This is a genomic window from Scandinavium sp. NPDC088450, from assembly GCF_044900545.1.
GTDB lineage: Bacteria > Pseudomonadota > Gammaproteobacteria > Enterobacterales > Enterobacteriaceae > Scandinavium.
In genome coordinates, this window is record NZ_JBJDNI010000022.1 from 29583 (window position 1) to 51653 (window position 22071).

Annotated in this window: 18 protein-coding genes; 11 read left to right on the top strand and 7 right to left on the bottom strand. The window is 51.0% G+C overall.

Annotation, left to right across the window (positions count from 1 at the left end):
• Positions 1 to 17 precede the first annotated feature (17 nt).
• A complete protein-coding gene (gene mfd, locus ACI2I2_RS17710; protein WP_404659075.1) occupies positions 18 to 3473 on the bottom strand; it encodes a transcription-repair coupling factor in 3456 nt (1151 codons plus the stop codon).
• 307 nt (positions 3474 to 3780) lie between these two features.
• On the opposite strand from mfd, the gene ACI2I2_RS17715 reads away from it, so the two are divergent.
• The 10 genes from ACI2I2_RS17715 (at position 3781) to ACI2I2_RS17760 (ending at position 14937) form a co-directional block, all read left to right on the top strand.
• On the top strand, positions 3781 to 4902 hold the full coding sequence (locus tag ACI2I2_RS17715; RefSeq protein ID WP_404659076.1) for an OmpA family protein: 1122 nt from the start codon (positions 3781 to 3783) through the stop codon (positions 4900 to 4902).
• A 234-nt stretch (positions 4903 to 5136) separates the two neighbouring features.
• Positions 5137 to 6336, top strand: a complete 1200-nt coding sequence (gene lolC, locus ACI2I2_RS17720) for a lipoprotein-releasing ABC transporter permease subunit LolC (RefSeq protein ID WP_404659077.1) — start codon at positions 5137 to 5139, stop codon at positions 6334 to 6336.
• A complete protein-coding gene (gene lolD, locus ACI2I2_RS17725; RefSeq protein ID WP_404659078.1) occupies positions 6329 to 7030 on the top strand; it encodes a lipoprotein-releasing ABC transporter ATP-binding protein LolD in 702 nt (233 codons plus the stop codon). The genes lolC and lolD overlap by 8 nt, the downstream gene beginning before the upstream one ends.
• Positions 7031 to 8275 carry a lipoprotein-releasing ABC transporter permease subunit LolE gene (gene lolE, locus ACI2I2_RS17730; RefSeq protein ID WP_404659079.1) on the top strand — a complete coding sequence of 415 codons (1245 nt, stop codon included), beginning with the start codon at positions 7031 to 7033 and terminating at the stop codon, positions 8273 to 8275. It begins immediately after the preceding gene.
• Positions 8276 to 8468: 193 nt separating this feature from the next.
• On the top strand, positions 8469 to 9380 hold the full coding sequence (gene nagK / locus ACI2I2_RS17735; RefSeq protein ID WP_404659080.1) for an N-acetylglucosamine kinase: 912 nt from the start codon (positions 8469 to 8471) through the stop codon (positions 9378 to 9380).
• A gap of 14 nt (positions 9381 to 9394) precedes the next feature.
• Positions 9395 to 10216, top strand: coding sequence for a Sir2 family NAD+-dependent deacetylase (cobB, locus tag ACI2I2_RS17740; protein WP_404659081.1), 822 nt, complete (start codon positions 9395 to 9397; stop codon positions 10214 to 10216).
• A gap of 674 nt (positions 10217 to 10890) precedes the next feature.
• The gene (locus tag ACI2I2_RS17745) at positions 10891 to 12021 is read left to right on the top strand and encodes a D-alanyl-lipoteichoic acid biosynthesis protein DltD (protein ID WP_404659082.1); all 1131 of its coding nucleotides are present in this window, start codon (positions 10891 to 10893) and stop codon (positions 12019 to 12021) included.
• 130 nt (positions 12022 to 12151) lie between these two features.
• Positions 12152 to 13270 (top strand): membrane-bound O-acyltransferase, encoded by a 1119-nt coding sequence (locus ACI2I2_RS17750; RefSeq protein WP_404659083.1) that lies wholly within the window; start codon positions 12152 to 12154, stop codon positions 13268 to 13270.
• Entirely contained in the window at positions 13267 to 14700 is a 1434-nt protein-coding gene (locus ACI2I2_RS17755) for an AMP-binding protein (RefSeq protein ID WP_404659084.1), read from the top strand. Before ACI2I2_RS17750 ends, ACI2I2_RS17755 begins: the two co-directional genes overlap by 4 nt.
• 18 nt (positions 14701 to 14718) lie before the next feature.
• The gene (locus tag ACI2I2_RS17760; protein WP_404659085.1) at positions 14719 to 14937 is read left to right on the top strand and encodes an acyl carrier protein; all 219 of its coding nucleotides are present in this window, start codon (positions 14719 to 14721) and stop codon (positions 14935 to 14937) included.
• Positions 14938 to 14939: 2 nt separating this feature from the next.
• Here ACI2I2_RS17760 and ACI2I2_RS17765 read toward each other — a convergent pair whose 3' ends face one another.
• The 5 genes from ACI2I2_RS17765 to potA form a co-directional block, all read right to left on the bottom strand.
• Positions 14940 to 15449: a methyltransferase gene (locus ACI2I2_RS17765; RefSeq protein ID WP_404659086.1), complete on the bottom strand. Its 510-nt coding sequence runs from the start codon at positions 15447 to 15449 to the stop codon at positions 14940 to 14942.
• Positions 15450 to 15575: 126 nt separating this feature from the next.
• Positions 15576 to 16610 carry a spermidine/putrescine ABC transporter substrate-binding protein PotD gene (gene potD, locus ACI2I2_RS17770; RefSeq protein WP_404659087.1) on the bottom strand — a complete coding sequence of 345 codons (1035 nt, stop codon included), beginning with the start codon at positions 16608 to 16610 and terminating at the stop codon, positions 15576 to 15578.
• The gene (potC, locus tag ACI2I2_RS17775; protein WP_404659088.1) at positions 16607 to 17398 is read right to left on the bottom strand and encodes a spermidine/putrescine ABC transporter permease PotC; all 792 of its coding nucleotides are present in this window, start codon (positions 17396 to 17398) and stop codon (positions 16607 to 16609) included. Before potC ends, potD begins: the two co-directional genes overlap by 4 nt.
• Positions 17395 to 18252, bottom strand: a complete 858-nt coding sequence (potB, locus tag ACI2I2_RS17780; RefSeq protein ID WP_404659089.1) for a spermidine/putrescine ABC transporter permease PotB — start codon at positions 18250 to 18252, stop codon at positions 17395 to 17397. The genes potC and potB overlap by 4 nt, the downstream gene beginning before the upstream one ends.
• The gene (potA, locus tag ACI2I2_RS17785; protein WP_404659090.1) at positions 18236 to 19372 is read right to left on the bottom strand and encodes a spermidine/putrescine ABC transporter ATP-binding protein PotA; all 1137 of its coding nucleotides are present in this window, start codon (positions 19370 to 19372) and stop codon (positions 18236 to 18238) included. The genes potB and potA overlap by 17 nt, the downstream gene beginning before the upstream one ends.
• A gap of 254 nt (positions 19373 to 19626) precedes the next feature.
• On the opposite strand from potA, the gene pepT reads away from it, so the two are divergent.
• Entirely contained in the window at positions 19627 to 20853 is a 1227-nt protein-coding gene (gene pepT, locus ACI2I2_RS17790; RefSeq protein ID WP_404659091.1) for a peptidase T, read from the top strand.
• A gap of 49 nt (positions 20854 to 20902) precedes the next feature.
• On the opposite strand, the gene ACI2I2_RS17795 is transcribed toward pepT, so the two are convergent.
• On the bottom strand, positions 20903 to 22024 hold the full coding sequence (locus ACI2I2_RS17795; protein ID WP_404659092.1) for a JmjC domain-containing protein: 1122 nt from the start codon (positions 22022 to 22024) through the stop codon (positions 20903 to 20905).
• Positions 22025 to 22071 lie beyond the last annotated feature (47 nt).

Consider the following 22071-nt stretch of genomic DNA (forward strand, 5'->3'; position numbering starts at 1 on the left):
CGACGCCGGGAAGGGGATCAGGCGACAGCGTTCTCTTCAAGCTGTTGCATAAAGTTGCGCACCCATTCCATTCTGGCCTTGCGTTCGGTCAGCTCCTGGAAGAACTTCAGGCGTGTCGGCCCATCCAGACGATAGTGTTGAGGCTGCTTCTGCAACAGGCCGATAAGCCAGGCAGGGTTCACGTGATTCTTTTCATTGAACTCAATCACGCCGCCTTTCTCATTCCCTTCAAGCTTGCGAATGCCCAGTTTTTGCGCCTGCTGGCGAAGACGAGCAATATCCAGCAGGTTACGTGCGGCATCCGGCAGCAGACCGAAGCGGTCGATAAGCTCAACTTTCAGCTCATCGAGCTCCTGCTCGCCTTTGGCACTGGCAATACGTTTATAGAAAGAGAGGCGGGTGTTAACGTCCGGAATAAAATCGTCCGGCAGCAATGACGGCATACGCAGCTCAACTTCGGTCTGCTGGCTGGTGAGATCTTCCAGCGACGGCTCACGGCCCGCTTTCAGCGCATCCACTGCATTTTCCAGCAGTTCCATGTACAGCGAGAAGCCAATGGTTTCCATCGAACCGCTCTGATCTTCACCCAGCAACTCACCCGCGCCACGAATTTCGAGGTCATGGGTTGCCAGCGCAAAGCCTGCGCCTAAATCTTCCAGAGAGGCAATGGCTTCGAGACGTTTTTGCGCGTCGGTGGTCATGGCCTTTGGATGCGGCGTTAGCAGCCACGCGTAGGCCTGATGATGCGAACGCCCAACACGCCCACGTAACTGATGCAACTGAGCAAGGCCGAAGTGGTCGGCGCGTTCAATGATGATGGTGTTGGCCGTCGGAATGTCGATCCCGGTTTCGATTATCGTGGTACACACCAGCACGTTGAAACGCTGGTGGTGGAAATCGTTCATCACCCGTTCCAGCTCGCGTTCGCGCATCTGCCCATGGCCGATAGCAATACGGGCTTCAGGCACCAGTTCTGCCAGGCGGTCTGCGGCTTTCTGGATGTTTTCGACATCGTTATAGAGGTAATAAACCTGACCGCCGCGCAGCACCTCACGCAGAATCGCTTCACGCACAACCAGATTGTCATACTCGCGCACGAAGGTTTTGACTGCCAGGCGGCGAGCGGGTGGCGTGGCAATAATCGATAAGTCACGCATACCGCTCATCGCCATGTTCAGTGTACGCGGAATAGGCGTTGCCGTCAGGGTCAGAATGTCGACATCGGCACGCATCGCTTTAATGCGTTCTTTATGACGCACACCAAAACGGTGCTCTTCGTCAACAATCAACAAGCCGAGGTCACGCCATTTCACGTCGCTTTGCAGCAGTTTATGCGTGCCGATCAGAATGTCGATTTTGCCTTCGCTAGCTTGTTCCAGAATCTGGGTTTGCTCTTTGGCACTGCGGAAACGTGAGAGCATTTCAATGCGCACTGGCCAGTTAGCAAAGCGATCGCGGAAGTTGTCGAAATGCTGCTGAGCAAGCAGGGTAGTCGGCACCAGCACCGCAACCTGTTTGTTGTTTTCTACTGCCAGGAAAGCGGCGCGCATGGCCACTTCGGTTTTACCGAAGCCCACATCGCCGCACACCAGTCGGTCCATTGCCAACGGCTGGCACATATCACTCAGCACGGCATTGATGGCTTGCGCCTGGTCTGGGGTAGTTTCAAACGGGAAGCTGTCGCAGAAGAGCTGATATTGCTCGCGATCGTGTTTAAAGGCATAACCTGATTTGGCTGCTCGCTGCGCGTAGATATCGAGCAGTTCAGCCGCTACATCACGAACTTTTTCCGCCGCTTTTTGACGTGCTCTTGCCCAGGCATCGCCACCCAATTTGTGCAGCGGAGCATTGTCTTCCGCGCCACCGGCGTAACGGCTAATCAGATGCAGAGAAGACACAGGAACATACAGTTTCGCGTCATTGGCATAGATGAGCATCAGATATTCAGCGGTGATGCCGCCTGCTTCCAGCGTCGTCATGCCGGCATAACGGCCCACACCATGTTCCAGATGGACGACGGGTTGTCCTTCATGCAATTCGGCAAGATTGCGAATCAGCGTGTCCGGGTTGATGGTGCGACGCGAATCCTGACGGCGACGAGCTACACGCTCGCCGAGCAGATCGCTTTCGCAAATTAACGCCCGATTGCGCAGCGTATCAATATAGCCGTGCTCGGCAGAGCCAGTTATCAGAAAACGACCATTCCCCGTGGCTTCGTCAAGGCGCTGAATGCGTTTAGGGGCCAGCTTGATGCGTGACAGCAGTTCACCCAGCGCTTCACGACGGCCTTCGCTTTCGACTGAGAAAATCACCGGGCCTTCAAAAGACTCAAGGAAGCGACGAAGGTTATCGAGCGGCGCTTTGTTCTGCGCCTGTACCGCCAGGTCTGGCAGCTTTTGATAGTCCAGATTCACGTTGGCGGCTTTTTCAGCGAGCTGCTCTGTTTTGAGCTGTACGCGCGGCCATTTTTTCAGCTCGCTAAACAATTCATCGACACGAAGCCACAGTTGGGTTGGTGGCAGAAGAGGGCGCATCGGGTCAACACCACGATTTTCGAAACGTGCTTGCGTATCGATTTCAAAACGCTGTGCACTGGCTTCCGGATCGCCGGTGCTGACCAGCAGCGTATTTGCCGGGAAATAGCTAAACAGCGGTGGCAAAGGTTCGCTAAAGAAAAGAGGCTGCCAGTATTCAATACCCGCAGGCAAGGTGCCTTTGCTGACCTGCTGGTAGATATGCTCGGCATCACGTTTAACGTCGAACTTATCTCGCCACTGGCTGCGAAACAGCTCGATAGCGGTTTTGTCCGTTGGGAACTCGTGTGCGGGCAATAAATTGATGGCTTCGACTTCTTCCAGGGTGCGTTGAGTATCGGTATCAAACAGACGCAGACTGTCGATTTCATCATCGAAAAAGTCCAGTCGATAAGGTTGCTCGCTGCCCATTGGGAACAAATCTAACAACGCGCCTCGAGTGGCATATTCGCCGTGTTCCATGACCTGATCCACATGGCGATAGCCCGCGCTATCGAGCTGTGCACGAAGCGCATCACGAGACAGTTGCTGGCCTTTTTTCATCACCAGCGCATGCCCGTGCAGATAGCTGTGTGGGCAGACTCGTTGCATCAGAGTATTGACGGGAACAATCAATACGCCGCGTTGCATGGTGGGAAGCTGATAGAGCGTCGAAAGGCGCGAGGAAATAATTTCCTGATGAGGAGAGAAACTGTCATACGGCAAGGTTTCCCAATCCGCCAGATTCATCACCCTCTGATCGGTGAACTGACTGATTTCGTCATGCAGGCGCAACGCATTTTGCATATCGGGCGCAATCAGCACCACGGGCCCGTTGTGGCGTTCCACAATCTGAGCCACTTCGGTCGCGCAGGCGGCACCGGTCAGCTCACCCAAAAGACGTTGTTCACCTGCTTTGACAGGCAGGGTATAGCGTTGGTTTTCAGCTAGTTCAGGCATAGGTAATGTCAGGTCCCTCGTGGGTTTACCTCTGATTGTGGGGGCAAACCGCCTTTCTTCAATGAGGCTTATTATCCTTGATCATCAGGGTTTAGCAAACCGCCGATGGCCTCATCAGGCCAGTCAGTCAAGGTTGAGTTATTTCTCTTTTTTTATCGCCCTAATTACTGCCCTGAAACAGGGTGGTTTAAAACTCTCGAATTCCCTATTTGGTTGACTTTAAAAGTTCAGGAAATAGGATTTGCGAGTTTGTTGGATTGCGTTATTGGCCACCATGTTGCTGGCCTTCTGAAATTAAAGGATTACTATGAATAAGAATATTATTGATGCGATTGAGCATGAATTGACGCCACAGTTACTTGAGAAAGTATCGGTGTACACGGGCGAAGGTCACGGTCTCATTATTTCCTCGCTGGAAAATGTCATCGCCTATTTATTCGATAAAGCGCACACCTGGCTTGAGTGGAATGAATCGCCGGCGACGCTCCTGAATTTAATTAAAGAGTGCCCTGCGCTGGATTTAGGCAAAACATCCCTGGACACGCTGATGCAGTTTTCTGCCAAAGGGCATGTCATTCACGATATTTTGAACACCATTCTTCCGGACGGTCAGGAGCACTTTGAACGTCATTTGGCTGAAAAAGTCGGCGTCAAGCCGGCCTCTACGTCAGCATTGATGAACCTTGGGACACTGCTGCTGTTCAAACCCATGAAAGCGTATCTGCAAAACAAATCGGCGCAGGGACTGTCGTTAAAATCCTGGCTTAAAGATGAGCAAGTGCAGGGCGTGGATTTGCACCATCTTCTGAATAAAAAGCCGGTGGTGAAGTCTGAGAAGAAAAAATGCAAATCCAAAAAATGGCTTTGGTTGCTGTTACTGTTAGCTTTGCTGGCAGGGGCGCTTTTCATGCTGCGTAGCTGCAATAATGATACTCAAACAGTGGCAACACATTCCACTATGTGGAAAAACCTTGGGGCATTTTTCAAACGTGCATTACCCGATGGCACCACACTGAATATTCCTGAGTTGGGTGTTGAAAATAAACTACTGAAGTTTATTGAAAGTGACAAGCCTGTATCCCCGTCACTGTGGTTCTCCTTCGACCGCCTGTTATTTGAAACCAACAGTCCGGAATTAAAGCCAGAGTCGCAGGAACAGCTGCAAAATATCGCCGATATTATGAAAGCGTACCCGCGGGTCGACTTACTGCTGGCAGGTTACACCGATAACACCGGGACAGATGAAATCAACATGCAGTTGTCTCAGCAGCGTGCAGATTCCGTGAAGCAGGAACTGGTTACGCTTGGTGTACCGGCTGCACGCCTGATAGCGAAAGGCTTTGGCTCAACGAACCCGGTTGCGCCAAATGATTCGGATGAGAATCGCGCGAAAAACCGCCGCATTGAGATTCAGGTGACGCAGAAGTAATCCGTTCACACGCGAATCCTTTCAATAAAGCCGCCTTTAACCACAAAGGCGGCTTTTCTATGCTTTCGGACTTTTGTACCTCTGTTTCACGGCCGAACAGCCAAAACCAGTAACAGACTGTATTTTTTCATTTTAAAATGCTCTTACGGCAGGCCGTATCTGACTTCTCGCATTTACGCTCCCGGCTTTCGCTTATATACTCGGGCTCTAGCTAACAGCAACCAGACGGATTACATGTACCAACCTGTCGCACTATTCATTGGCCTGCGTTACATGCGTGGGCGCGCAGCAGACCGCTTCGGTCGCTTTGTCTCCTGGCTTTCGACCATCGGCATCACGCTTGGCGTCATGGCGCTGGTGACCGTGTTGTCGGTCATGAACGGCTTCGAGCGTGAGCTGCAAAACAACATCCTGGGGCTGATGCCGCAGGCGGTACTCAGTTCTGAACAAGGTTCGGTTAATCCTCAACAGCTTCCTGAAAGCAAAGCCAAACTGCAGGGCGTGACACGCGTCGCGCCGTTAACTACGGGGGATGTGGTTATCCAAAGCCCGCGTAGCGTAGCGGTGGGCGTCATATTGGGGATTGATCCCACGCAGAATGACCCGCTCACCCCTTATCTCGTCAACGTGAAACAAACCGCGCTGGAAGCGGGGCAATATAACGTCATTCTTGGCGAGCAACTGGCCGGGCAGCTTGGTGTAAAAAGGGGCGACCAGATTCGCATTATGGTGCCATCCGCAAGCCAGTTCACGCCGATGGGGCGTGTGCCAAGTCAGCGCCTGTTTAACGTTATTGGCACGTTTGCTGCCAACAGCGAAGTCGACGGCTACCAGATGCTGACCAACATTCAGGATGCCTCACGTCTGATGCGTTATCCCCTAGGCAACATCACCGGCTGGCGTTTATGGCTGGATAAGCCGCTGGAAGTTGACACCCTGAGCGCGCAAAAATTACCAGAAGGCACCAAATGGCAGGACTGGCGTGAGCGTAAGGGCGAGCTGTTCCAGGCTGTGCGGATGGAAAAAAACATGATGGGCTTACTGTTGAGCCTGATTGTCGCTGTTGCCGCGTTTAACATTATTACTTCGCTTGGCCTGATGGTGATGGAGAAACAAGGCGAAGTGGCTATCCTGCAAACCCAGGGCCTGACGCCGCGCCAGATTATGGCGGTGTTTATGGTGCAGGGCGCGAGCGCAGGGGTAATTGGCGCACTGTTAGGTGCGCTGCTCGGTTTGTTGCTTGCAAGCCAACTGAATAATTTGATGCCGATCATCGGCGCGTTTGTCGATGGCGGCGCGTTGCCGGTAGCGATTGAACCGCTGCAGGTGATCGTTATCGCGCTGGTGGCGATGCTGCTGGCACTGCTGTCTACGCTGTATCCTTCCTGGCGCGCTGCCGCCACTCAACCCGCTGAGGCATTACGTTATGAATAAAATCCTGTTGCAATGCGACAACCTGTGCAAACGCTATCAGGAAGGCACCGTGCAGACCGACGTGCTGCACAATGTCAGCTTCAGCATTGAGGAAGGCGAAATGATGGCGATTGTCGGCAGCTCCGGTTCCGGCAAAAGTACGCTGCTGCACCTGTTGGGCGGCCTTGATACGCCCACTTCAGGCGACGTGATTTTTAGCGGCAAACCACTTTCCAAAATGTCTTTAGCGGCCAAAGCCGAACTGCGTAACCGCGAACTGGGCTTTATCTACCAGTTCCACCATCTGCTGCCAGATTTCACCGCGCAGGAAAACGTGGCGATGCCGCTGCTGATTGGGAAGAAGAAGCCTGCTGAAATTCAGGAACGCGCGCGCGCTATGCTGGCGGCCGTGGGCCTCGATCATCGTCGCAGCCATCGTCCGTCTGAACTTTCTGGTGGTGAGCGTCAACGTGTGGCGATTGCCCGTGCGCTGGTGAATAACCCGCGTCTGGTGATGGCGGATGAGCCCACCGGTAACCTGGATGCGCGTAATGCAGACAGCATTTTCCAGCTCCTTGGCGATCTGAACAAACAGCAGGGAACGGCGTTTCTGGTTGTCACGCACGATCTGCAACTGGCGAAGCGAATGAGTCGCCAACTGGAGATGCGTGACGGTCACCTGAATGCCGAGCTGACCCTGATGGGAGCGCAGTAAATGGCTTCTCCGTTATCCCTGCTAATTGGTTTACGCTTCAGCCGTGGTCGCCGTCGTGGCGGCATGGTGTCGCTGATTTCGGTCATTTCGACAGTGGGTATTGCGCTGGGCGTGGCGGTGCTGATCGTTGGTCTGAGCGCAATGAACGGTTTCGAACGTGAGCTGAATAACCGCATTCTGGCTGTTGTTCCGCATGGCGAAATCGAGCCGGTTAATCAACCGTGGAATAACTGGAACGAGGCGCTGAACAAGGTCGAAAAAGTGAAGGGGATTGCTGCGGCTGCGCCGTATATCAATTTCACGGGCCTGATCGAGAGCGGCAGTAACTTGCGCGCGATTCAAATTAAAGGCGTAGACCCACAACAAGAAAGCAAGCTGAGCGCGCTGCCACAGTATGTGCAGAACAACGCATGGGCCGATTTCAAAGCGGGCAGCCAGCAAATCATTCTGGGTAAAGGCGTGGCCGATGCGCTGAAGGTGAAGCAGGGCGATTGGGTGTCAATCATGATCCCTAACTCCGACAAAGAGCATCAGCTTCTGCAACCTAAACGTGTTCGTTTGCACGTGACGGGCATTCTGCAACTGAGCGGCCAGCTTGACCACAGCTTTGCAATGATCCCAATGCCCGACGCCCAGCAGTATCTTGACATGGGCAGCAGCGTGACCGGCATTGCCATCAAAGTAAACGACGTCTTTAATGCCAACAAATTGGTACGCGACGCGGGCGAAGTGACGAACAGCTACGTGTACATCAAGAGCTGGATTGGCACGTATGGCTATATGTACCGCGATATCCAAATGATCCGCGCGATCATGTATCTGGCGATGATTCTGGTGATTGGCGTAGCCTGCTTTAACATCGTTTCCACGCTGGTGATGGCCGTCAAAGATAAAAGCAGCGACATCGCGGTGCTACGCACGCTCGGTGCAAAAGATGGCCTGATCCGCGCTATTTTCGTCTGGTACGGTCTGCTGGCTGGGCTGCTGGGCAGCCTCAGTGGCGTGGTGATTGGCGTGCTGTGTGCCCTGAATCTGACGACCATCATCAAGGGGATCGAAACCCTGATTGGTCATCAGTTCCTGTCGGGCGATATCTATTTTATCGACTTCCTGCCGTCTGAATTGCACTGGCTGGATGTCTTTTATGTGCTGGTCACGGCACTGGTGCTGAGTTTGCTGGCGAGCTGGTATCCTGCCCGTCGCGCCAGCCGGATTGATCCTGCAAGAGTGTTAAGTGGCCAGTAATTCAGTGGAGTGCAGGTGTTGATGTCGCATTGGCTGTAGACCGGGTTAGGCGAAGCCGCCACCCGGCATAAGGTCTGATGGTGATAGCCCGGTGGCGCTGACGCTTACCGGGCCTACAAACCGGGTCCGCGAAGATCAGCCAGCACGCCACTCTTTATGTCCTGACCTGTTGGGTCAGTAAAGAGGAATTACGATGTACTACGGATTTGACATTGGCGGCAGCAAAATTGCCCTTGGCGTCTTCGACAGCCAGCGGCGCTTGCAGTGGGAAAAGCGCATCGCCACGCCGCGAGACAGCTATGACGCCTTTCTTCAGGCTGTTTGTGGGCTGGTTGCTGAAGCCGACGAGCGCTTTGGCGTAAAAGGCAGCGTCGGGATTGGTATCCCGGGGATGCCGGAAACCGAAGACGGCACGCTGTATGCCGCCAACGTTCCAGCCGCCAGCGGCAAGCCACTGCGCCGCGACCTTTCTTCCCTCCTTGACCGCGATGTCCGCCTCGATAACGACGCCAATTGTTTTGCGCTTTCTGAAGCCTGGGACGATGAGTTCACGCAATATCCGCTGGTAATGGGGCTTATCCTCGGCACTGGCGTGGGCGGTGGGCTGGTGTTGAACGGCAAATCGATAACCGGTCATAGCTACATCACTGGCGAATTTGGGCATATCCGTCTGCCTGTTGATGCGCTTGAGATTTTAGGGCGAGATTTTCCGCTAACCCGCTGTGGTTGCGGTCAATTAGGCTGTATCGAAAACTACCTTTCTGGGCGCGGTTTTGCGTGGCTGTACAACCATTTCAATCAACAATCGCTTTCTTCCCCTGATATCGTCGCACTCTGGGAAAAGGGTGACTCTGCCGCCCGCGAGCATGTTGAGCGTTATCTCGACTTGCTTGCCGTTTGTTTGGGCAATATTCTGACCATTGTCGACCCCAATTTAGTGGTGATTGGCGGTGGATTGTCTAACTTTACTGCGATAACAGAAGGGCTGGCAGCACGTTTGCCGCGTCATCTGTTACCGGTGGCACGCGTTCCTCGTATCGAACGTGCTCGCCATGGTGATGCCGGCGGAATGCGCGGTGCCTCATTCCTGCATCTCAAAGACTAATTACAGGGGCTTTTATGCAGTCGCGTCGCTTTCATCGACTCAGTCGTTTTCGCCTTACCAAACGTCGGTTGCACGATCGTCTGCGCCAACGGGTGTTCTTCAGAGATCGTATTGCACCTGAAGAAATGGCCAAACCGAGAGTTGTGGTATTGACCGGCGCGGGGATCTCGGCTGAGTCCGGGATCCGCACATTTCGTGCAGCGGACGGTTTATGGGAAGAACATCGGGTAGAAGACGTGGCGACGCCAGAAGGTTTCGCCCGAGACCCGGCCCTGGTGCAGGCTTTTTACAACGCTCGTCGTCAGCAACTGCAGCAACCTGAAATCCAGCCCAATGCGGCGCATCTGGCGTTAGCGAAGCTGGAAGCAGCGCTGGGCGATCGTTTCCTGCTGGTGACGCAGAACATCGATAACCTGCATGAAAGGGCAGGAAGCCAGCGAGTGGTCCACATGCACGGCGAACTGCTCAAAGTGCGCTGTGCGTGGAGCGGGCAGGTGCTGGAATGGACCGGCGATGTGACCGTTGACGACAAATGCCACTGCTGCCAGTTCCCACAACCTCTGCGCCCACACGTGGTATGGTTTGGTGAAATGCCATTGGGAATGGACGAAATCTACGAAGCGCTTGCTAAGGCTGATGTTTTTATCGCTATCGGCACGTCAGGCCACGTCTACCCCGCAGCGGGTTTTGTGCATGAAGCCAAACTGCAGGGCGCGCATACCGTAGAACTGAACCTCGAACCGAGCCAGGTCGGCAGTGAGTTTGAAGAAAAGCACTATGGTCTTGCCAGCGCTGTGGTGCCGGAGTTTATTGAGCGACTGCTGAAGGGGCTGTGATGCCTTGATTAAATATCGGATGTCCGGTGCAACGCCGGGCATATTCCTGTCTACGTTAGTCTCCGTTCCGCCTGCTTCATGATTACTTTGCATTCAGATATCGAGTTTAACCTGCCTTTTGCTCAAGTACTTCGCAACGAAAAATCAGAAATTAAACCTGATACCATTTCATATGAAACGTGAGAAACCGCAATGAATCAAAGTGCATTCTAAACATATAAGTTTATCGCGCGGTTACACTTGAACATATATAGTAGCAAATTGTTATTTATTACTTATAAAGTCTATTGCTGAATTGTTGCAACTAAAAATGATATGGCGTTAGTTATTCTTTTTTAACAGCTATAGATTAGTGTTTAAATTCTGATCTTCATTTTTTGTGTTGTTTTTGTTCTGGCTGTGATGTTTTATGTGGGTTATTGTGCTGTAATGATGGCTGTAGACTAATTGTTTAAGTAAATTTATTTATTAGGTTGATAATGAAAGTGCTCTTAAAAATTGAATTATAATAAACACTAAACAGATGAGAATTTATTCTTTACTTTTTTATTGAGTGTATGTTTTCATGATGAAAACTAACTAAGGATTCCTGTTCTCTATAAAATCAATGCGGACAGTTGTGAATACATGAATCGCATATAAACAAACTTTTAACATTTCATTTGATTATGAGCATGAACAAAAATATTCTATTGCATGTGGCAATGGCAGCGTGTGCTGTTTTGGTGCTTGCTTTGCCACCACTCGTTGACAGTGTAAATTCGCCTCTGAATTTTATGCCGGTGATCACGACGATGGAGGGCACGCAAAAAGAACAGAATGAAAAAATAGCGACCATTTCACATGCGTTGCAAGGAAATGCTATTTTCTTTTTAGGGGCATCAGAGGTGTCCAGTTCACAAACTGATCCCTATGCAGTTTTTAATTATCTTAACAAAAGTACTCATAAGCCTGTGGTAGCTTATGGTAATAGTGCAATCGAAAATATTATTCAGTTCTCTATCTTATCTTCCTATAAAGATAATTTATCTGAAAAATCAAGAGTTGTATTATTGATATCACCCGACAGTTTTTATTTCACCAGTTTCTCGCCTGTTGTATTGACAAGAAACCTGCCGGGTACTGTGTTCAAGAGGTTAGGGGCTGATTCAGAGATCAGAACAGTACTTACACATTTTCTGCAGAATGCCAATCCGGATAAAATAAATCATTTGTCATTCGAACAAATTCAACTCCGTGGTTGGAATTTTCAGGACATTAATAAAACAGTAAGTTATCAGTTTAGTAGTTTTTGCGATCTGGTTAAAAATTTTTATCTACGCCATTTTTATTCCAATGAAAATGCTGGAGATGGCTGGCCTGAGTGGGGAACATTGAAAACTGAGCCTGACTGGGCTCTCGAAACTCAGAAGGCAAAAATTATCAATGATAACAAAGGGATCAATGCGGCCAATCATTGGGTGCAACCCGGTTATTATGATAACCCGCACAGAGCAAAAGAGTGGTATCGGAATTCCCCTGATAGGGGTGAAATTGCTGCTTTTAAAAATATGATTAAAATGCTCAAAGAGAGACATGTCCAGGTTGTGGCAATTGTTGATCCTCTTAATCCGTGGGCTATCACTCATGCGGATAGGTTTAAACAGGCCAATGAGATCATCACTTCAACGTTAAAGGCGAATCAAATCCCCTATTTTGATATGTATGACCAACCTTACCAGAACGGCTGGAACCGTGATTACATTCATCCGACCGATCTGGCCTGGGTCGCCATGGATAAATTTATCTACGAGCACTTCTTATGATCATAAAAGCACTCAAGCTCTTTATTTTGTATCTTCTGCTGGGGCTAACCATTGTTGCCTGGTCATCAGTGGACAATTCAATGGACTTAAAAGCTCAATTTGAATACCAACAATTTTGATGGTGTAAATCATGTATTCTAATGCGTCATTTTTCGTTGGTCTTTTTTCAATTGCGTTGGCTTTTGCCGGAATTAATCGATTTCTGAAGCATCGGTTGACCTATTTAGTGTCGCTTTCAGTCATCGCACTTTTTGGCTGGATGCACATTTTTCGCGGCCACTTTGCTGTGCCGGTGCTGGTTTTTTTTGCCTTCTATGCAGTGGCTATCCTCAAAGAGGAAGGCTGGCTGAAAACCTGGCAAGCGGTTATGTTCACGTTACTGCCGTTGGTATTGGTCAAACTCCATCTTAACAACCACTGGGGCATGATTGGTCTTTCATTTATGACCTTCCGTGCAGTTGATGTACTGCTTTACCGTAAGAAAGAGGATACCAAAGATTTTATCCTCTATTTCTGTTATCTGTTTATGCCTTTTGTGATTCTGGCTGGCCCGATGTATCGCTGGAATGCGTGGATTAAAGATATCCGTAGACCGGCATTCATTATGTCAACGGACTTATTTTTGCAGGCAATGCAGCAGGTGTTATACGGCATTGTGCAGAAGTTCCTGTTTGCCATGCTGATCGACCACTACATAATAAGTTATTGGAAGAATGAGCCTTTTAGCCTGACTGTTGGCATTGTGATGTCGGTGGCTTACAGTTTTTATTTGTATTTCGATTTTGCCGGTTACAGCAATATGGCGATCGGTGCAGGGCGCTTATTTGGCTTAACGATCCCGGCAAACTTTAACCTGCCATTGCTCGCGAAAAATCCACAGGATTTCTGGCGTCGCTTCCATATCAGCCTTTCTGAGTGGCTGAGGGATGTTGTATTTATGCCGATTTATATGCATTTGTTGAGACTGAACTTCTTTCGTCTGAACAAAACACTGGCACAGAATATCGGCATTTTTTGTACATTGTTTTGCATGGGCGCGTGGAATGGACTGGAAAGGCACTATGTCGTCAGCGGCATTCTGTTTGGTCTGATGTCAGTGAGCCATAACATGCTGCTGTGGACGGCCAAAAGAAAACCGCAGCTAGCACTCGCTCTTCAAAACCCTATTGTCTCCTTTATCGGCAGGATCGTAACGTTAGCTTGCGCTGCGGTTTCACTTTATATCTTTAGCGGGATGTCTCCAGTATGAATATCCAAACGGAAAGCCAGGCTTTAAATACCTATTTGGTGAAAACATTACTTGACCCCGACAGCCCTGATCAGCTTGCTATCAGTGGCAGCGATTATGCATTAACCTGGCACGAGTTAGGGGAAGCGGTCATTCGTTGGGAAAAAAATTATCAACAGCATTATCCCCAGCACAATGTACCGGTTGTGCTTTATGGTCATCAGCAGGCTGAATTTGCTGTTGCGCTGTATAGCTGCTTATTGCACCGCATTCCTTACGTTCCCGTTGACTATATTTACCCATCGGAGCGCCTGAGAGAGATTTGCGAACTGGCCAGTGCTCCTTTGTATTATGACGTCGAGCGCCAGGCGTTTGTTGAAACGGGTATTCCGGCTAAGTCTTTAGATCAACAAGACCTGGCTTACACCATGTTTACTTCTGGCAGTACAGGCAAACCTAAAGGCGTACAGATTGGCAGAGAGTCTGTCTGGGGTTTTATTCAATGGGTGGGATCGAACTTTTTCCTGCCAGAAAAACCCGTGCTAATGAATCATGCCGTTTTCAGTTTTGATTTATCCCTGATACCGCTGTTAGCCAATCTGGCAAAACAAGGCCATATCGTTTTAAACGCGAAAGAGGATATTGCTTCAGAAGATTGGTTGGTGTCATTGAAGAACAAAAAAGTCTCTGCCTGGATTTCAACGCCTTCTTTTGCTTATCAAAAATTACTTTCTCCGCAGTTTAATGCCGACTATTTGTCGGCGTTACAGGTGTTTGTGTTTATCGGCGAAATGCTGAATAAAGCGCTGGTTAAACAACTGCGCCGACGCTTCCCACAGGCGAAAATCATTAACTCATATGGGCCAACAGAGGCCACGATTGCGACCACCGTGGTAGAAATTACTGATGACATTCTTGCAAGTGACTCAGATCTTCTACCCATCGGCCAGATGATGCCTGACTCGCAGATGGAACTCACTTCAGAAGGCGAGTTGGTTATCTGGGGTAAAAACGTCATGCGTGGTTACCTCGGACTGGCGGAAGAGAACAGGCAAAAGCTTTTGCATCGCCAAGACAGCCAGTGGCGTGGTTATCGAACTGGCGATCTCGGGTTTGAAAATGGCAATTTATATTGCACTGGCCGTAACGACAGCCAGATCAAACTTAATGGTTATCGTATTGAAATAAGTGAAATAGAAAACCGGATTCTCAACATTGCTGAGATTCAGGAAGCGGTGGTGATGCCGCTAATGAAACCTGGGGGCGGTGTCTTACGCATTGTTGCTTTTTGTGTGACGACACTCGCCGCCGATACCATCAAATCTGAACTGGCGAAAGTTGTGCCTTCTTATATGGTACCGGGCCAGATTGTGATTAAAGACAGATTGCCGCTGAACCCTAATGGCAAAGTGGATCGTAAATTACTCGACGCGCAAGCCCGCGTTTGTTAACGCTTCTCAGGAATGATTATGGAACAGCAAATTCTTGCTCTGTTTGAGCGCGTTCTTTCGCGCAAGGTTGGATTTCACGATGAACTGATTGAGTCCGATATTCTGGATTCTATTCTGGCCGTCGATGTGGTTTTGGAAGTGCAGGATGAGTTTGGCTGCATGATCTCACCGACAGATGTAGCAACGGTCCTAAAAACACCAGCCTCTCTCGCAAAATACATTGAGGGAGAGGTCTAGGTTCAGGTCTGCCGGGCGAGATGTTTGCTTTCTCGTCCGGCAACAATCAGCAGAAAACTGACGATATAAAAACAGCAGGCAAGTGCAATGGCGCTGAGGTAGCCAGGCAGCCGCGTGAGATACACCAGACTACAAGAAATGATCACCAGAATGATGCCCGTATACATTGGGTGAGCAATCCATCTAAAAATTCCTCGTTTCAGCGCTGGCGCACCCGGTAAATAATACCCAGCCCAGGTGTGATAACTCCCCAAATCCCGTTTTCCCTTGATCACCAAAATCGTACCTGTGACGGCCAATGCCAGACATACCCAATCCAGTGGCATGACAGGATGTGCGATAAACAAACTGAATCCAAAGGCCAGAATGGGCAGTAGCCACATGATACGCAGCATCGTTGTTGCTGAGGCTGGAATTAACTCTTTTGCGTTCTCAGGCTGTCTGCGGGGCACGATGAACAGCGTAAAGACAACCAGATTAAGCAGCTCAAGAAAAAGCCATACCGTCGACATAGCCCGTCCAGAATTCTCAGGAATCAATAATCACAAGCGTAGCCAGCGTGTGGAGAAAGGGCGTAAGTAAAAAGACGTAATTTGAAGGGAAGATAAGGCGGAGTGAATACCCCGCCTGAAAGAAGTTTAGCGTCCCGCTTTTAACTTCTGGTAATAATCTTCATAAAGACGGCTGGCATCACCGACGTCGTTCTGCCATTCGCCTTTTTTGATGGTGTCCGCATCCGGGTAGAGCGTTTTGTCATTGGCGACTTTCGGGTCCAAAAGCTTGCGCGCGGCAAGGTTTGGGGTTGGATAGCCAATGGTTTCTGCGACCTGTTTTGCCACATCCGGGCGCAGCAGGAAGTTAATCAGCTTCAACGCGCCGTCGACGTTTTTTGCATTAGCCGGGATCGCCAGGCTATCCATCCAGAAGATGCCGCCTTCTTTTGGCCAAACAACATCGAGCGGGGTTCCCGCCTGACGAGCGACCCATGCTGACCCATTCCAGACCATCCCCAGGTTCACTTCGCCTTCCATATACGGGTTTGCCGGGTTGTCGGAGTTGAAGGCCGCCACGTTTGGCATCAGCTTTTGCAGTTCTTTATATGCCGCTTCAATTTCTTTCGGGTCGGTGGTGTTGCCGGAAAGGCCCAGTTTGCGCAGCGCTATCTGGAATACTTCGCGCGCATCGTCGGTCAGCAACAGGCTGCCTTTGTACTCAGGCTTCCATAAATCTGCCCAGCTGGTAACGGTTTTTGGGTCGATGGCATCGCTGTTGACGCCAATCGCGGTTGCGCCCCAGATGTACGGAATCGAGTAGTCGTTATTCGGGTCAAATGGCTTGTTGAGCATCTCCGGGTCGAGGTTACTGAAGTTAGTCAGCTTGCTCTTATCAATCTTCTGGATCATGCCTTCTTTGCGCATCTTGTCGACAAAGTAAGTCGACGGCACGACCAAATCGTATGCGCCTTGCTTGTAGGTTTTCAGCTTGGCGTACATGGTTTCATTCGACTCGTAGGTCGAATAAATCACCTTGATCCCGGTCTCTTTGGTGAACTGTTCCAGCAGGCCTGGCGGTACGTATTCCGTCCAGTTGTAGAAATAAAGCGTTTTGCTGTCATCGGCATGCGCGGCACTCATACCGAGCACCAGCGCTGCGGCGGCAAGCATTTTTTTCATTTCGAGGTCCCCTGAGATTTCGTTTTATCACGAGCAATAATCTGGCTGGCAATGACCATGACCAGAGAAAGCACTAACAGAATGGTGGCCAGCGCGTTCACTTCCGGTGACACGCCGACTTTAACCATAGAGTAAATCTTAAGCGGTAAAATTTCGTAGCCCGGCCCGGTGACGAAAGAAGACACCACCACATCATCCATAGACAGCGTAAAGCTTAGCAACCAGCCCGCCGCGACGGCAGGCATCGCCAGCGGCAGAATGATTTTGCGTAGAATGGTCATTTCACTGGCACCTAAATCCTTCGCCGCTTCCAGCATTCGCACATCAAAGCCTTTCAGGCGTGAATAGACGGTGACCACCACAAAAGGCAGGCAGAACGTGATGTGGGAAAACAGCAGGGACCAGAAGCCGAGCTGTATGCCAATCAGCATAAACAGCACCAGCAGGGAAATCGCCATCACGATATCCGGCGACATCATCACCACAAACAGCATGCCACTGACAAAAGGTTTGCCACGGAAACGGTAGCGATACAGCGCGACAGCAGTCATTGAGCCAATCAGCGTGGCAAAGGTGGCTGACAGCACTGCCATGGTCAGCGAGTGTTGCGCGGCTTGAAGCAGGCTGTCGTTGTTCATCAGCAGCCCGTACCATTTGGTGGTAAAGCCTTGCCAGTTAATGCCAAAGCGCGAGCTGTTGAATGAATTCACGATCAAAATAATGATCGGGATATAAAGGTAAGCATAAATGGCAGTCATAAAACCGCCGCGAAGCAGTCGACCGATCATTCGAGTTCCACCTTCTTGTTCAGCAAACGCGACGCACGCCAGTAAACCAGCAGCATCAGGCCCATCACCACCGTCAGGGTGATGCTGGTGGCTGCGCCAAACGGCCAGTCACGAATATTCAGGAACTGGCTCTTGATGACGTTACCGATAAGCAAGTTCTTTGCGCCGCCCATCAGATCCGACACGTAGAACAAGCCCATCGCAGGGAGCATCACCAGCAAACATCCGGCGACAATGCCCGGCATGGTCAGCGGAAGAATAATGCGAATGAAGGTCTGCAGTTTACCTGCGCCCAAATCTTTCGCGGCTTCCAGCAGCGGTTTATCCAGTTTTTCGATGCTGGAATACAGCGGCATCACCATAAACGGCAGCAGGATATAGACCAGCCCGATGATGACCGCGCCTGGCGTGAACATGATACGAATCGGCGTGTCGATGACCCCGAGCCACAGCAGGAACTCGTTGAGATAGCCTTTGGTGCTGAGGAAAATCTTCAGCCCGTAAATACGAATCAGCGAGTTCGTCCAGAACGGCACAATCAGCAGGAACAGCAGCAATGGGCGCACTTTTTGCGGCAATCTTGCCAGGAACCAGGCGAAGGGATACCCGAGGATCAGGCAGGCCAGTGTCGCCAACAATGCCATGTTCAGCGAATGCAGCAGGACATCAAAATAGAGGGGGTCTAGCAGGCGTGAGTAGTTGTCCAGCGTAAAGACCAGCTTGACGAAGTTGGCGTCATCGCGGGTCAGAAAACTGGTGCCAATAATCATCAGGTTGGGCAGGAACACAAACACCACAAGCCAACCGACAATAGTCGCTATCACCGCCTTCTGGAATTTACTTGTGTTCTTCATCAGCCAGCACCACTTCCCAGCTTTCAACCCAATTGATGGCCATTTTCTGATCCAGCGAATGGTCAAAATCCGGATCGTCTTCGTTGAAGAATTCGTTGACCAGCACCATTTTGCCGTTTTCCAGCTCAACCACGGATTCCAGGGTCATGCCTTTGTAGTTGCGTTCGCGCACATAGCCAATCAGGCCTTCGATGTGGTTATCGTCATTGATTTCATCGACGCGCAAATCTTCCGGGCGCAGCAGCACGTTCAGCTTCTGGCCGGTCTCGACGGCAAAGTTTACGTAGATATTGCACTCGCGGCCTTCCACGTTAGCGCGAACACGCTGTTCATCCAGACGTTCAATCACCGTGGCGCTGAACTGGTTAATTTCACCGATGAAACTGGCGACGAACAAATTTTCAGGCTCTTCGTAAATTTCGCGAGGGGTGCCGTCCTGCTCGATTTTGCCATCGCGCATGACCACAATGCGGTCTGACATCGTTAACGCTTCTTCCTGATCGTGGGTGACAAAAACGAAGGTGATACCGAGCTTACGTTGCAGCGCTTTCAGTTCGTTTTGCATCTGCTTACGCAATTTGTAATCCAGCGCGGAAAGGGATTCATCCAGCAGAAGCAAGCGGGGTTTGTTCACCACGGCGCGCGCGATGGCGACTCGCTGCTGCTGGCCGCCAGAAAGCTGATGCGGTTTGCGTTGCGCGAACGCTTCCAGTTGCACCATTCGCAAGGCTTCTGTCACGCGCGGTGTTATCTGATCGGCGGGGGTCTTTTGCATTCGTAAGCCAAACGCGACGTTCTCGAACACGCTCATGTGTGGGAACAGGGCGTAGCTCTGGAAGACGGTATTAACGTGGCGGTTTTCGGCGGGGACATCAGTGATATCCTGGCCTTCAAGATGAATGCGGCCTGTATCGACGTTCTCAAGTCCGGCGATAAGACGCAAAACGGTTGTTTTACCGCAGCCAGAGGGGCCAAGCAGCGTAAGGAATTCACCGTTATTGATGGTGAGATTGAGATCTGAAATGACTGTTTTACCATCAAAGCCTTTGCGAATCCCCGCTAACTGTACCAGCGGTGAAAGCGAACGCGATTGTGTATTCAATTTTTTACTCTGTCCCATGTAGACGTAACGAAAGGCTGTCGTTACGGGGTTTGTGGTTAACCACCTTAGAGGTTTGACACATAATTAAGGGCTGGCATTCTACGGCAATCCCCTGAAATCGCCAATCATTCTGCGCCCTTGTGGGCTACCTTTAAACCAATCGTCACTGCGATTGAAAAAAAATCTCGTTTGCCGGGACAAAAGTGATCTGACGCAAGAGTTGTCGATCGGGGCTTACTGATAATGTTGTCACAAAAAACGAGGGCGACGACATGGATAAATTACTTGAGCGGTTTTTGCAGTACGTATCTCTGGACACACAGTCGAAGCCTGGCGTGCGTCAGGTGCCGAGCACTGAAGGGCAATGGAAGCTGCTGCGTTTGCTCAAAGAACAGCTCGAAGACATGGGGCTGGTTAACGTCAGTCTGAGCGAGAAGGGCACCGTAATGGCCACGCTGCCAGCGAATGTGCAAGGCGACATACCCGCCATTGGGTTTATCTCGCACGTGGACACGTCCCCGGATTTCAGCGGTAAAAATGTGAACCCGCAAATCGTTGAAAACTACCGTGGCGGTGATATTGCCCTTGGAATTGGCGATGAAGTGCTTTCCCCGGTGATGTTCCCGGTGTTGCATCAGTTGCTTGGGCAGACGCTTATCACCACCGATGGCAAAACGCTGCTTGGCGCAGACGACAAAGCCGGAGTGGCGGAAATTATGACGGCGCTCGCCGTGCTGAAATCAAAAAATATTCCGCACGGTGATATTCGTGTTGCTTTCACTCCGGATGAAGAAGTGGGCAAAGGCGCGAAGCATTTTGATGTGCCAGCTTTTGATGCTCAGTGGGCTTATACCGTTGATGGCGGTGGCGTGGGCGAACTGGAGTATGAAAACTTCAATGCAGCGTCGGTAACCATCAAAATTGTGGGCAACAATGTGCATCCTGGCACCGCAAAAGGCGTGATGGTGAATGCGCTGTCGCTGGCAACCCGCATTCATGCAGAAGTCCCTGCCGAAGAGAGCCCTGAACAGACAGACGGCTACGAAGGCTTTTTCCATCTCACCAGCATCAAAGGCACTGTCGATACCGCGCAGATGCACTACATCATCCGTGACTTCGACCGCAAGCAGTTCGAAGCCCGCAAGCGCAAGATGATGGAAATCGCCAAGAAAGTCGGGAAGGGGTTACACCCGGACAGCTACATCGAACTCATCATTGAAGACAGCTACTACAACATGCATGAGAAGGTGATGGAGCATCCGCATATTATCGAGATTGCCCAGCAGGCGATGCGAGATTGTGATATCGAACCGGACATGAAGCCAATTCGCGGCGGCACCGACGGTTCCCAGTTGTCCTTCATGGGATTACCGTGCCCGAACATCTTCACCGGCGGCTATAACTACCACGGTAAGCATGAGTTCGTGACGCTGGAAGGGATGGAAAAAGCGGTTCAGGTGATCGTGCGAATTGCGGAATTAACCGCGAAAGCGAAGTAACTTCTTCTCTGAAGCCCGGTGGCGCTTGCACCACCGGGCTTCTTTTCAATTAATCCTCAAAGAACCAATACCCGCTGTTGACCAGCGCGGCCAGCATTGCCAGGAAGGAAGGATCTTCCAGCGCGTCGCCAAACTGTTCTGCTGTCAGCACAATGTGGCTGGCGAGTGCATCCAGTGCCGGGCGGTGCGGAGAGTCAATTTTCTCGCCATTGACGAACACTTCGCCATCAATGCGCAGTACGCGCAGACCGCCGAGGCGAACCAGTTTGTCACCTTGTTGCAGCGCGTCATAGATCTCATCGGCCTGATACGGCGGCTCCGGCGGGGAGACATCCAGCTCATGACGAGACTGGCTGACAAACTCACCAAACCACTGTTTGAAGTGCTCCGGCTGGTTGATAAGGCCAAGCATCATCTCGCGCAGTTTATCCAGCTCCTGCGGCAGAATATCGGCCGGATGGGCGCGTGTCTCGACATCAGGGTCGGTATAACGATGTGTACCCAGCTCGCGCTGCAGGACGTAATCGGCGAAGCCGCTGATAAGCTCTTTGCCGCTTGGCGCGCGGAAGCCGACGGAGTAGTTCAGCGAGTTTTCCAGCGAGTAGCCTTCATGCGGGAATCCTGGTGGAATATAGAGGATATCGCCTGGCTCCATCTCTTCATCGATGATGGCATCGAACGGATCGACTTGCAGCAAATCCGGGTGCGGGCAGTGCTGTTTCATCGGCACTTTGTCACCCACACGCCAGCGACGGCGGCCGGTGCCCTGAATAATGAACACGTCATACTGATCGAGATGCGGGCCTACACCACCGCCAGGGACGGAGAAGGAAATCATCAAATCGTCTATGCGCCAGTCGGGCAGAGCGCGGAAAGGGCGCATCAGCGCGGCGGTGGGCTCATGCCAGTGGTTAACGGCCTGCACCAGCAGCGACCAGTTATTCTCGTTGAGGTGATCGTAGCTCTGGAAAGGACCGTGGCTGACCTGCCATTTGCCTTCGTGATGGCTGACGAGTCGGCTGTCCACTTCGTCTTCCATGGCAAGGCCTGCCAGTTCATCCGGCGAAATCGGATCAACGAAGTTAGTAAAGCCGCGCTTCAGCACCACCGGGCGTTTTTGCCAGTAGCGTTCGATGAAGTCAGGCCAGTTAAGCGATAAGTGATAATCCATAATGTTTTATTCCACAGGCAGGTTTCTGTTCGGATTATAACGGATAC